Annotated in this window: 8 protein-coding genes; all 8 read left to right on the plus strand. The window is 31.9% G+C overall.

Annotation, left to right across the window (positions count from 1 at the left end; genetic code table 11):
- A partial coding sequence (locus tag C3E90_RS12800; protein WP_236916063.1) for a helicase C-terminal domain-containing protein occupies positions 1–1,865 on the plus strand: 1,865 nt, incomplete at its 5' end.
- Positions 1,866–2,050: 185 nt separating this feature from the next.
- Positions 2,051–2,230: a hypothetical protein gene (locus C3E90_RS12805; protein WP_236916064.1), complete on the plus strand. Its 180-nt coding sequence runs from the start codon at positions 2,051–2,053 to the stop codon at positions 2,228–2,230.
- Positions 2,211–4,046, plus strand: a complete 1,836-nt coding sequence (locus C3E90_RS12810; RefSeq protein ID WP_236916065.1) for a JAB domain-containing protein — start codon at positions 2,211–2,213, stop codon at positions 4,044–4,046. Before C3E90_RS12805 ends, C3E90_RS12810 begins: the two co-directional genes overlap by 20 nt.
- Positions 4,047–4,175: 129 nt before the next feature.
- The gene (locus C3E90_RS12815; protein WP_236916066.1) at positions 4,176–4,421 is read left to right on the plus strand and encodes a TIGR04540 family protein; all 246 of its coding nucleotides are present in this window, start codon (positions 4,176–4,178) and stop codon (positions 4,419–4,421) included.
- Between the two features lies 1 nt (position 4,422).
- The gene (gene brxF, locus C3E90_RS12820; RefSeq protein ID WP_236916067.1) at positions 4,423–4,869 is read left to right on the plus strand and encodes a BREX-3 system P-loop-containing protein BrxF; all 447 of its coding nucleotides are present in this window, start codon (positions 4,423–4,425) and stop codon (positions 4,867–4,869) included.
- A 14-nt stretch (positions 4,870–4,883) separates the two neighbouring features.
- The gene (locus C3E90_RS12825; RefSeq protein ID WP_236916068.1) at positions 4,884–8,621 is read left to right on the plus strand and encodes a DUF6079 family protein; all 3,738 of its coding nucleotides are present in this window, start codon (positions 4,884–4,886) and stop codon (positions 8,619–8,621) included.
- Complete coding sequence (locus C3E90_RS12830; RefSeq protein WP_236916069.1) at positions 8,614–11,196, plus strand: DNA methyltransferase; 2,583 nt, start codon at positions 8,614–8,616, stop codon at positions 11,194–11,196. Before C3E90_RS12825 ends, C3E90_RS12830 begins: the two co-directional genes overlap by 8 nt.
- Before the next feature lie 15 nt (positions 11,197–11,211).
- Positions 11,212–13,872 carry a DEAD/DEAH box helicase gene (locus C3E90_RS12835; RefSeq protein ID WP_236916070.1) on the plus strand — a complete coding sequence of 887 codons (2,661 nt, stop codon included), beginning with the start codon at positions 11,212–11,214 and terminating at the stop codon, positions 13,870–13,872.
- The last annotated feature ends 1 nt before the right edge of the window (position 13,873 follow it).

Raw genomic sequence — 13,873 nt, forward strand, 5'->3', positions numbered from 1 at the left:
CCCTACTACCAGATGATCCAGATAGCAAGGTCAATGTATGTGTTAAAAATATTTATTCCATATGGGATAAAACAAGGGATAATCGTTCAACGCAACTGGTATTTTCAGATATGTCAACACCTAAAAATGATGGTAGCTTTAATGTATATGATGATATAAAGGAAAAACTTTTAGATATGGGGGTTCCTGAAAAAGAGATAGCCTTTATCCATGATGCCAATACAGAAAAGCAAAAAGATGAATTGTTTTCAAAAGTACGTAAAGGTAATGTTAGAATTCTTTTAGGTTCTACTCAAAAAATGGGAACAGGTACTAATGTGCAAGAAAGGCTTATAGCAACTCATGACCTTGATGTACCCTGGAGGCCAGCTGACTTAGAGCAAAGGGCAGGTCGTATTGTAAGGCGTGGCAATAGAAATGATAAGGTAAAAATATTTAGGTATGTTACTGAAAACACCTTTGATAGCTACCTCTGGCAAACCATAGAAAATAAGCAAAAATTCATTTCTCAAATTATGACCTCAAAAACACCCGCTAGAGTGGCAGAAGATGTTGATGAGAATACCCTATCCTATGCTGAAATAAAAGCCTTAGCAACAGGTAATCCCCTTATAAAAGAAAAGATGGACTTAGATATTGAAGTTACAAAATTAAAGATGTTAGAAGGAAACTATAAGAGCAATCTTTATAGTCTTGAAGATAAAATTATTAAGACCTATCCTAGAGAAATTGAGAAATATGAAAAATCGATTGAGGGAGCAAAAAAGGATATTGCTAGAACCGAGCCACAGGGTACAGGAGATAATAAATTTACTTCAATTAAAATTGGTGATGAAGAAATAAAGGATAGAAAAATAGCAGGAGATAAAATCCTAGAAGCTATTAAAGGAATAAAACTTAGAGATAAGAAGGTTATTGGAGAATATAGGGGATTTCCTATAGAAGTAACCTATAGCGTTATAACTAATGAACATAACTTTAATCTAAAAGGCTCTAATAATCATTATGGGGACTTAGGGCAAAATAGAGATGGAAACATTACAAGGATGGACAATGTAATAGATAAAATTCCAGATAGTCTAAAAAGGTTTGAAGAAAGGCTTGTAGCTACTAAAGAACAATTTGAAATTGCCAAAGAAGAAGTAAAGAAGCCTTTTGATAAAGCGGAGGAACTAAAAAACAAAGTAGCAAGACTGGCTGAAATCAATAAACTCCTAGATATGGGTGAAGTAGAGGAATTGGAAAACTTAAGTCCACTCATTGAAGATGTTAAAAGAGCCATAGTTGATTATTTAAATAAAGAATTTGGCGAAGATCATGCTTATGAAGATTTTAATACACTTTTTCCAGATGAAGGACATATTGGGCTTGCCTATACAACTACAGAGGATGGTAACCATGAAATACAGTATGAAATAAGCCTTAAAGATTATTCCTGGACACAATATGTAGATAATAAAGAAATATCTCATAGAAGTTATCTTGAAGATGAAGATGGCGGGACAGTTAATAAGGAACAAGCTCTTGAAGCCTTTCTTTTAGACCTTAAGTATGGGGAGTTTAATGACTATGTAAGGGTTGATGAAAATGATTTAAGGGAAAAATTAGGACTTGAAATAGATGATGATGGAAATTATTATGACCCACTTGAAAAAGACCTAGATAATGATGGTATACCAGATAGGTATGACAATGACTTTAGGAGCAGCAACTACTTTGAATCTACCTATGATGTAGATGGTCTAAAAAAAGATGATAAGGAGTCTACACTTGGAAAACTTAAAAAGTATAAGGCAAAGGTTAGGGAGGAATTTAGTCTATCACAGGAGGACATAGACAAGGAAAAGGATAAGGGTGCAAGATAATATAAAACTTTATTTTTGGTAAATTCTATGAATTTATTAAAAATAAAGTCCACAGGGGTTATTAGGGGGTGTAGCCCCCTGATACACTGACACAAGCTCTGAGGAAACTCGAAGTTTTTTCTTTTTAAAAACTATAAATACATTGTTAAAGAGAATTATAAATGAAAACCGTAAGGAGGAATATTATGTTTAATGAAAAAAACAAGCTACTGGAATACTTTGGTCTTAATAGCTATGGTGAAATAATGAACTATATTAGGGAAAATCCAGAGGATGAAAAGGTTAGGGAGATAAAGGAATTATTTGAAAGCTATTCTACAGGCCTTGATAGGGAGGTGGATAGGAATGAAAAAAAATTTATATAGGGAATTTAATTGTAATAGCAAGGAAGAACTTTATGAAAAAATAAAAAGACAGGATGATGAGATAAAACCTCTTTTAGAATTCTTAGATTATGCCAAGTCCAATATTAAAAACAATAAAAAAGCAATAGATAGTCCTGATGTCTTAGTAGATTATATAAAATCAACAAACTTACCTACTAAAGATACCGGGACTATTATTTTTGTAAATACAAAGAATCATCCTGTTCATCTAAAGAGAACTAGGCTAAGTTGGAAAAACAGTGTGAAGGAAACTTTAAAGGAAGGTTTAATGGCAGGGGCTAATAGGGTATTCATGGCTTTTTCTAGTGAGACTCCATATGATAGAATGGAAGAAACTAAAGATTATTTTGAAAAAATAGGTATGAAAGTTGTGGATACCATAAATTATGGAAAGGAAAATAATAGTTTTTTATCTAAAAAGGCAGGGAAAACCTACTATCCATCTATGTCTTATGGATTGGCTAATGATTCAGAAGTGGTTTATGGTGAAAAGGATTATAGTTTGAAAAACAAATATGAGGATTTTACAAGTTATCTAGCTAGTAATGAGTTAATAGATTTAAATGTAGTAGAAGATACAGATGCAATAAAGGAGTTATTAAAAATAGGGTTTCAACACCATCAACAAGAAGTCTTTGGTATGCTAATCTATGATAGTAATGAAAAGATAATTGGAGCTGAAGAGCTTTTTAAGGGGTCTACAGATGCTTCAATTGTAGACTTAAAGATTATGGCTAGAACATTGTTCAACTATCAAGATGTAAAAGGATTTGCAGTGTTTCATAATCACCCTAGTGGAAATCCTACTCCTAGCAGTGAAGATATAGCCATGACTAAGAGATTAGAAAACATGACTGAAATTTTTGACTTGGAGTTTCTAGACCATTTTATAGTGGGTAAGGAGAAGACCTTATCTTTTTCACAAGAAGTTAGTGGCTTTCTAAGCAATAATATAAGCTATCAGGATAAGATGGAAAGAATGTCAACTGTGAAGGAGGACAAGTCCATCTATGATGGTGAAAAGACTATTGTAGAAGTAGGAGATAAAATTAAAACTGCACTATCGGATGAAACCATTGTTTTAGATGTAGATAAGGATAATGCTGTCTTATTTGATGGAAGACAATTTGTTGAAGTTTCTGGCTTACAATGTGATAATGATAAATTCTTTTGGAATCAAGGTAACTACTCTTATGAATATCCTCAGAAAAAAGATGGTACAGTAATTGATAAAATAAATAAAATAGTAGATGAAGACTATGAAGGTTTTGTTAAAGCTATGATTACTATAGAGAATGGTATAGAGGATCCAGAACTACTAGATGAACTTTATGACAGATTTATGAATAACGATGGAGTAAATCTAATCAATGACTACTTTGATGAACTTATATATGACCTAGAGTATGATATTACAAGTGGTAGAGAAAAGGATATTGAGCCAATTGAAATGTCAAGTAAGGAGAAAGAAATTTTTAATAAAATAGATGGCTTTGTAGATGCTTATACAGATTTATCTAATGCTATGTATGATATAGATTATGATTTTGCAGAAGATTATCCACTAGATAAATCTTTCCACGATATTGATTTTATAAGTTGGGCTGAAGCAAGTAAGTTAAATATATCTGAAGAGAGCAAAGAAAAAAACTCTGAAAAAACAAATGCTATAAAAGATAATAAAAAAGAATCTACTATTGAAAAGCTTAACAAACTTAAAGATAAGGTTGCAAAGAATAGTGGAGATAAGCTACAAAACGAGGTAAGGGATAAGAAAAAGGATAGGGAGATATAGGGACAGTGGTATAAGCAACTACTGGATATGGGCAGGCTTCGGTCTGCCCTATTTTTTTGTTGCAAAAATGTATATGTAATAGTAAAATAAGAATTAGATAATATTTTAATAAGAATTGCGAGGTGCAATATGGAAATAAAAATGTTTTATAAGACTCAAAGAGAGTTAGGAGAAGTTCTTAATAAAGTAGTAGATTCTTATTGGTCTGATGAAATTGATGAAAACGACCTTATTAAAGCCATAAAATATCTTTATAAAAACAACTCCTCTAAAATAGTAAAGGATAAAACTTTTACAACTGTTATAAAGCAACAATGTGGGAAGAGAAGATTAGAAGTAATAAATAAAATATTGAGTATAGAGGACGATTACTAATATGGGTGAGCTATACACAAAATACAATTTTGATTTAAATTTGGTAAAAAGAAATAAAACACTAGTCGTAATATGTATGAAGTATGATGAATTTTTAAAATACAAGGAAATAAAGGATTTAAGTATAATTAATCTAGGCTTAGATTTAAGTCTAGGGCTTAAAGAATACCCTATGGAAGTTAGAAATAGTAAAGTTTTAGATGAACTTACTAATATATTAGCTAGAGCCCAAACAGAACATATTTTGGTAAAAAATTTAGATATATTATTTAACCCAGAGTATAAACTCAATATATTAAACTACTTTATAAATTTATCTAGAAATAGGTTAATCTTTATAGAGTGGCCTGGGAAATTAAAAAACAGGGAGTTAGAATATTCTGAAGTAAATTATCCTGACTACCAAAGATATAATATTGATGATCATAAAATTGTAGTTGTCAAATAGAGAGGAGTTTTAGAATGAAATATTCTGATATTATTAATTTTAATCCCATTCAAACAGTAATTCAATTAAAAGATGCTAATGACGAAACTAAGGCTAAAAATTTAGTAGAATCTTATGTTATGTCTGATGAAATGGCAGAAAAATTTAATAGTGGTATCTTGGAAGAATTGCAGTTTGATGAAGTGATAGATAATAAAGGGGTACTTATAGTAGGTAATTACGGAACAGGTAAGAGTCATTTGATGTCCCTTATATCAGCTATTGCAAATAATGATGAGAATCTTAATTATTTAGGAAACAAAAAATTTGCAGGCCACTCCCAAAAAGTAGCCGGTAAATTTGAAGTTTTAAGAATTGAAATTGGCTCTGTTAGCAATTCTCTTAGAAATATTATTATTGCTGAGTTGGAAAAGGATTTGGGAAAGAGAGGAGTTACATTCAAATTTCCCAAAGCTGATGAAATTACTAACAATAAAGAAGCATTAATTGAAATGATGTATAAATTTGAAGATAAATATCCAGATAAGGGATATTTACTAGTGGTAGATGAGCTTTTGGACTACCTTAGAACCCGTAAGGAACAAGAATTAATACTAGATTTAAACTTTCTAAGAGAAGTGGGAGAGTTTATAAAAGACTCTAGGTTTAGACTAATCTGTGGAATACAAGAGCAACTATTTGAAAATCCTACTTTTTCCTTTGTTGCTAACTCCCTTAATAGGGTTAAGGATAGATTTGAACAGGTTATAATTAGGAAGGAAGATACTGCTTATGTGGTATCGGAAAGAATTTTAGGTAAAAGCAGTGAACAAAAAGCCATGGTAAGAGACCATCTTGCACCCTATCATAAACTTTATTCAGGAATGTCAGAAAGAATTGATGATTATGTGGATCTTTACCCTATTCATCCTGCCTACATAGATATATTCAATAGGGTTTATATAGCTGAAAACAGGGAAGTATTAAGAACTATTTCTTTAACAGTTGAAGCTTTGTTAGATCAAGATATTCCAGAGGAAGCTCCTGGAATAATATCCTTTGATTCATACTGGACTTTTATTAAAGACAATTATGCTAGAAAATCTGAATTTGAAGTAAAAGAAGTAATGGAGAAAAGTGGGGTTCTAGAAGAAAAAATCAAAAAAACCTTTCCTAGAGGAAAGCAAATTTATAAGGAGATGGCCCTGCAAATAATGTATGCTCTTAGCGTTCATAGGTTAACTACTAGTGGTATAGATGTTAGGATAGGGTTAACAGCTGAGGATTTAAGAGATGACCTATGCCTCTTTATGGAAAATATGCCTGAATTAGATGCTGACTTTCTTTTAGCAACGGTACAAACTTCAATCAATGAGGTTATAACCCTAGTTAGTGGGCAATTTATTGAGCATAACAAAGATAACGGACAGTATTTCCTAGACTTAAAAAAAGACATAGACTATGATGCCAAGATTCAACAAAAAGTGGATATGATGATTCCAGAGGATTTTAATAGATATTTTAATAGGCTAATTTATAGTGCTTTGGACTGGGATTCTGAGCAGTATGTGACTAACTTTGACATATATGAGTATACCCTAAATTGGGAATCAAGAAATGTGTATAGGGAAGGCTATCTCTTTATGGGGCTACCTACAGAAAGATCTACAGCACAGCCACCAAGAGATTTTTATATCTATATTCTGCCTCCATATCTTGATAAATCTAAGATAGAGAATCCAGAACCAGATGAGGTTCTATTTAAATTTACAAATAATGATGAATTCCATGAAAATTTAAGTTTATTTGCAGCAGCTAGTGCCATGAGGCAAGATGCTGCAGAGCAGAACACAAAAAATATATATGGGAAAAAGGTCGAAACTTATAGAAAGAATTTGTTGAAATGGCTTAATGAAAACAAAAACACCTGCTTCTCACTTGTATATCAGGGCAGTGAAAAAACTTTAATAGAGGCAACAGGAGGCAAGTCTAGGCTACAAACAGATTTAAAAAGCTCTATTGACCTAGCATCTTCCATGGCCTTAGAAAATAGCTTTCAAGGAAAATACCTAGAATTTCCCAAATTCAAAAATAAGATTACCATAGAAAATAGGGCTGGAGTTTTAGAGAGGGTAATTAAGAGCTTTGCAGGTAAGCTAAGCCAAGATGTTTTAGAATATTTAGATTCATTTGGACTAATAAGAGACGGGAACATTGATGTTACCAATTCTAAATATGCTATGGAAATAGTAAAACTAGTTAAAGACTTACCAAGGCAGGGCGTCCTCAACCGTTCAGATTTTATAGAAGAAGTGTATGGTAACAGCATAGTAAAAAAATTCAATATAGATTTAGGATATTTTGCACCAGTTCTCTTAGCCTTAGTTTATACAGGTCATATTACTATTACATTAAAGGATAATAGGATACTATCTGCTTCTAATATGGAGATAACAGCTAGGTTAGGCAATATGGATATGCAAGAGTTTAAATATATATCAAAGCCGAAAGAGGCTGCAATGGTAGAAATAAGCAGGATTTTAGAAATATTAAAACTTCCCACTGGACTAGCTGCAAATCCTAAGGAATTGGAAAAGGGCCTAGATAAAATATTAGAAATATGCTCAGATTGGGCTGGTAAGGCTATAAATATTAAGCAAGTAATAAATAATGATTTTAATCTTTGGGGAGAGCCTCTTATTCAAGACCATTTCTTAGAGAAATATGAGAAAGATATATCTATAGTCGTAGATGAATTTGGAGGGTTTGCCAGCAAGTATAATACTCCTGCCAAATTCAATAACCTAAACCTGACTCTTGAAAGGATTGAAGAGATTGGGAAGGGTATAGAAACCATTGACTTGATAAAGAATTATATAGAACTAAGAAATTCTACTGGAAACCTAATCAACTATATTTCTAATATAGAAACTATGGACTTGCCAAGTCAACTTATGGAAAGAATTAACCAAGCAAAAGAAAAGTTTAGGGATCAAAGAGACAGTTTAAAAGAAGGAAAAGAATTAGATGATGTCAGCTTCCATATTACATCAGACTTAAAGGAAATAAAAAAAGATTATATTGATTTTTATATTAAAAAACACCAAAAACTTAGACTTAATCATAAATCGGCTGTTAAATTGAATGAATTAAAAAACTCAGATGAAATTACTAGCTTGAACAGATTGAAAAATATTGAAGGGGTATTTTCTGTAGGACAATTAAATGTCCTTGAAAAAACCATGTCAGACTTAAAAATCTGCTATGACTTGGAAGTAAAAGAGCTAGAGGATACTCCTGTTTGTAGACATTGTAAATTAAAAGACTTAACTGGGGATATTGATTATAATAATAAGATTGACTCACTAGAAGAGGAAATAGTTAATCTGCTTTCTCAGTGGGAAGACCTACTAATCCAATATATAGAAGACCCAGTTGTTTTAGAAAACATGGATTTACTTAACAAGAATGAAAAAGAAATAGTTGAAGCCTTTATGGGAGAAAAAAAGTTACCTCAAGTGATAGAACCTAATTTTACAAAGAGCTTTAATCTTCTATTTTCTGAATTAAACAAGGTGACAATAAAACTAGATGATTTATCAAAAGAGCTATTAAAAATTGGGCCAACCACGGTCGAAAATTTGAAAGAAAGGATTTCAGATTTTATAGACCAGCAAATTAAAAATATGGACACTAAAAACTTGAGAATTATATTAAAGGACGAAGAAAGTAACTATAACATCATAATAAAAGAGGAGGAGCAAAATGGCTAATAAATTTGAGGAAGGCAAAGTGCTAGATAAAGAAAAGCTAGATAAGTTGAGAGATATAGAAGGATTTCCTCTAGGACAAGATGAGGATATAATAGGACTTTCTGCCCCACCATATTATACTGCCTGCCCTAATCCTTTTATAAATGATTTTATAGATGAGTTTGGTACTCCTTACGATGAAGAAACTGATGACTACCATAGGGAACCTTTTGCAGCGGATGTTTCTGAAGGGAAGAACCACCCTATTTACATGGCCCATGCATATCATACCAAAGTTCCGCATAAAGCTATTATGCGTTATATACTTCATTATACAGACCCTGGAGATATTGTTTTTGATGGTTTCTGTGGTACAGGTATGACTGGAGTGGCAGCGCAAATGTGCGGTAATCCGGAATCTGATTTGGAATTTAAACTTCAATTAGAAAAAGAAATATCAAATATTAAATGGGGAGCAAGGAAGGCTATACTTAATGATTTATCCCCAGCAGCTACATTTATTGCCCATAACTATAACACACCTGTAAATATGGAAGAATTTGAAAAAGAGGCTAATAGGATCCTAGATGAATGTGAACAGGAATTAGGTTGGATGTACGATACCAATCATGTAGATGAAAATGGAAAGCAAGTTTATGATATGGCTGGGCCAGTTAAAGGTAGGATAAATTATACAGTTTGGTCAGATGTATTTGTTTGCCCTAATTGTAATAATGAGGTTTTAATATGGGATGTTCTTGTAGGTGGAATAAATAATAAAGAATTAAAAAGTGGAAATTGTAGTATATGTAACTTAGAAATTTCAGTCAAAGAATTAGAGAGAGCAATGATTTATACTGCAGATTTAGAATCTGGAGAGCTAATTAATAAAGCAAAGCAGAAACCAGTTATGGTTAAATATACAGTTGATAAAAAACAATATAAGAAAACTCCATGTGAGAACGATCTCGACTTATTAAATGTGATAGAGAATGAAGCACTTAAATATTTACAATGGTACCCAATTAACTTAATACCAGAAGGTTTTAATACAGAGCAGCCCAAAAGATCGCATAATTTTTATAAAGTTTATCATTTTTATACACTTCGTAATTTAATAGTGCTTTCTGCATGTTTTGATAAAATAAAACAAGTAAAAAACAATAGGACAAGGGAACATCTGTTTTATTGGTTTACTTCAATATATACTAGGACTACAAAAATGAATAGATACATGCCAAATCATAATAGGCATGTAGGGCCTCTATCTGGAACGTTATATATACCGTATTTTCAAGCTGAAATTAATATATTGAATCTATTGAAAGATAAGTTACAGGCAATTTGTAAGGCAGGGTCATCACATACGACATCATGTATAACGACACAATCAATGAATAATATATCTAATATTAAATGTAATTCTATTGATTATATATTTACAGATCCACCTTTTGGTGCTAATTTAAATTACTCTGAATTAAATTTCATTATAGAATCATGGTTAAAAATACTCACAAATAACAAGTCAGAGGCTATAGTTAATAATGTGCAAGGTAAAGGCTTGTCTGAATATCAGTCCCTAATGACTGAGTGCTTTAAAGAATATTATAGAGTTTTAAAACCTAATAGGTGGATGACAGTAGAATTTTCCAATTCTCAAAACTCAGTTTGGAATGCTATACAAGAATCATTAATAAAAGCAGGATTTATTGTAGCTGATGTAAGAATTTTGGATAAAAAGAAAGGTACAACAAAACAATTATCTTATTCTTCAACTGTAAAACAAGATCTAGTAATATCCGCCTATAAACCTAGGGAAGGATTTGTTGAGAACTTTATAAAAAAAGCAGGCTCTGAAGAAAGTGTCTGGGATTTTGTTAGGGAACATTTAGAAAAACTTCCTGTTGTAATTGAAAGAGGCTCCTATTTAGAAAGAGTGGCTGAAAGAGATGCTCATTCACTATTTGATAGAATGATTGCCTACCATGTTGTTAATGGTGTCTCTGTTCCGCTAGATATACAAGAGTTTTTCAATGGATTGGATGAAAGATTTATAAAAAGGGATAATATGTATTTCCTTTCAGACCAGGTAAACGAATATGATGATGCTAGGATTAAGTCAGACCTTCCAGAGATTCAATTTGATATGTTTGTTGATGATGAAAAATCAGCTCGTGCTTGGCTATATTACCAGCTAGAAACACCACAGACCTACAGTGAGCTTCAACCTAAATTTATGAAAGAAGCTAAGCCAGCTAGGCATGAAAAGATGCCTGAATTAATAGACCTTCTACAGGAAAACTTTCTGCAGGATGATGAAGAAAAATGGTATATACCAGATATAACTAAGTCAGGTGATATTCAAAAACTCAGGGAGAAGAAACTACTTAAGGAATTTGAAGAGTATCTCAATTCTAAAGGCAAGTTAAGAAACTTTAGAACGGAGGCAGTTAGAGTAGGGTTTGCCAAACTCTGGAAAGAAAAGAATTATGAGCTTATTGTGAAGATGGGAGATAGAATTCCAGAAAATGTTTTACAAGAAGACGATAAACTATTGATGTACTATGATATATCCTCCAGTAGGATAGATTAGTGGATGAGGGATAAAATGTATGAATTGGGTCAATGGATTAAGAAAATTGAAAACGGACAAAGAGTACAGGTTTTAGAAGTTTTTGAAACATGGGGATATTCATCCCTGAAAGTTTACAATCCAGAGGAAAAGAAGATTGAATTCTTATCAGCTGACAGGGTCTTAGAGGAATGGGATCAAGAAATAGATGCTAACTATATTAAATACAAGATAGTATTACTTAAGCTTTTACAGGAGATTTCCCAGGGGATGCTAACATCTTTAAAGGAAGGGGTAATTCCCCTTCCCCATCAGCTTTATGTCCTCAAAAGAGCCTTATCAGAATCTAGAATTCGCTATGTTTTAGCTGATGAAGTAGGTTTAGGTAAAACGATAGAAGCAGGCCTAATAATTAGAGAGTTGAAGGCCAGGGGATTAATTAAGAGAATATTAATAGTTTGCCCTAAAGGCCTAGTTTCCCAATGGAATTTGGAACTAAAAGAAAAGTTTGATGAATATTTCAACATAATATTACCCTCTGAGTATGAGGTTATAAAAAGGATTATAAATAAAGACCAAGTTTATAATCAATTTGACCAGGTGATAAGTCCCATAGATTCCATTAAACCTATAGAAAGACGAGCAGGATGGACTCAAGATGAAATTCATAAGTATAATGAAGAAAGAATTTATTCAATTATAGAAGCAGACTGGGATTTAATTGTAATTGATGAGGCTCATAGATTGGCTGGAAGTTCAGACCAAGTAGCTAGATATAAATTGGGAAAAATGCTTAGTAAGGCTAGTCCTTATTTATTGCTTCTAACTGCAACTCCTCATTCAGGAAAAACTGAGCAATTTCTTAGGCTATTAGGACTTTTAGACCAAGATGCTTTTCCTAATTATCAGTCTTTAGTAAAGGAAAATGTTAGTCAATATATAATAAGAACTGAGAAAAGAGAAGCTATAGATAACAAGGGAAAGAGATTATTTAAGGATAGGAAAACACAATTAGTAGAAGTTAAATGGGAAGAAAAACACAGTAACCAAAGCTTGCTTTATGATAAGGTAACTGAATATGTAAAAAACGGATACAATAGAGCAATAAAAGAGAAAAAATCTTATATTGGCTTTCTTATGGTCTTGATGCAGAGGTTGGTTACCAGCTCTACAGCAGCTATTAAGGATTCCATTGGTAGAAGAATAGAGATTTTAGAAAGTCAGCAGGTAAGAATTCATAATTTGTCTTTTGATGATCTGGCAGATATAGATTTAGAAGAAGGTATGGGACAAGCTTTGGAATTAGCATCAATAGATATAAAAAATGAAATTAAGGATTTAAAAGAAATCCTTTCTCTAGCAAAACAAGCAGAATATCAAGCCTTAGATGCTAAGGTAGAGAGGCTTCTAGAATATCTAGATGAACTTTATTCTAAAGATAATGAAATGAAAGCTATTATTTTTACTGAATTTGTAGAGACCCAAAAGTATTTAAGGATGTTTTTGAATAATAAGGGTTATTCCATATCTATTCTAAATGGCTCTATGGACATGGAAGAAAGAGACAGGATATTGTTGGATTTTAAGGAAGAAAGTAAAATCTTAATTTCTACAGATACAGGGGGAGAAGGATTAAACCTTCAATTTGCTAATATTGTCATAAATTATGATCTTCCTTGGAATCCAATGAAAATAGAACAAAGAATAGGTAGAGTAGATCGAATTGGCCAAGAAAAAGATGTATTGGTATATAATTTTATAAATATAGACACTGTTGAAAATAGGGTAAGATCTATTTTAGAAAGTAAATTAGCAACTATCCTAGATGAAACAGGCATAAATAAACTATCTGATCTCTTGGATAATGAGATGGCTGAAATGGATTTTACTGATATATATATGAAATCTATTCGTGATGAAAAGTTTATTGAACATAATGTAAACAAATTTGAAGAGGAATTTAGAAAACAAGTTAAAATAAGGAATCAATACAAGGAAATTATTAGAGATAATAAAGATCTGTCTGATGAGTCCTATAGTGAAAGTAATTTTGATTTAGATAAGAATCTTAATAGAATACTAGATTATTATCAGGCTAGTAAAGGTTTAACTTTGCCTAGGAAAAATTTGTCTTTAAATAATCCTTTAATTGAAAAACATATTAATAAAGATTTAGAATGGCACATTTTAGACTCAATCCCTAAGTTTTCCATCAGGAATTTTCCTAATGAGGATGGTTATTTTTCGATTTGGCAGATATCGCTAGGAGAAGAAAGACAGTATAGGGAGTATATTCCCCTTTTCTTGACTAAGAAGATGCTATATAGACCAATGTCTGGTAGAAGAATATGGGAAGAGCTTTATAAGGAAGAGGATAACATTGAGCTAATTGGTGTGTCAAGGTTAGAGACTTCTTTATATGAGAGAATTGGTAAAGTGGCTGAAGAAATAACCTATGATAATTTCCTGGTTCTTAAAAACAAGTATGAATTGAAAAATAAGGATAACTATAGAAAATACAAACACTCTATAGAAATTAAAAAAGAAGCTGCTATGAAAATAGGCATAGACAATATTAGAAATTCAAAGTTAAAAGCTTTAGATAAAGAATCAATAGAAATAAAAAAAGACTATGAAGATAAAAAAGGTCTTGTACCTATTTTGTTTCCAGTTTTTATTGCGGAGTTGGTGAAGTAAT

It is taken from the genome of Clostridium sp. Cult2 (assembly GCF_021655075.1).
Lineage (GTDB): Bacteria > Bacillota > Clostridia > Tissierellales > Tepidimicrobiaceae > Schnuerera.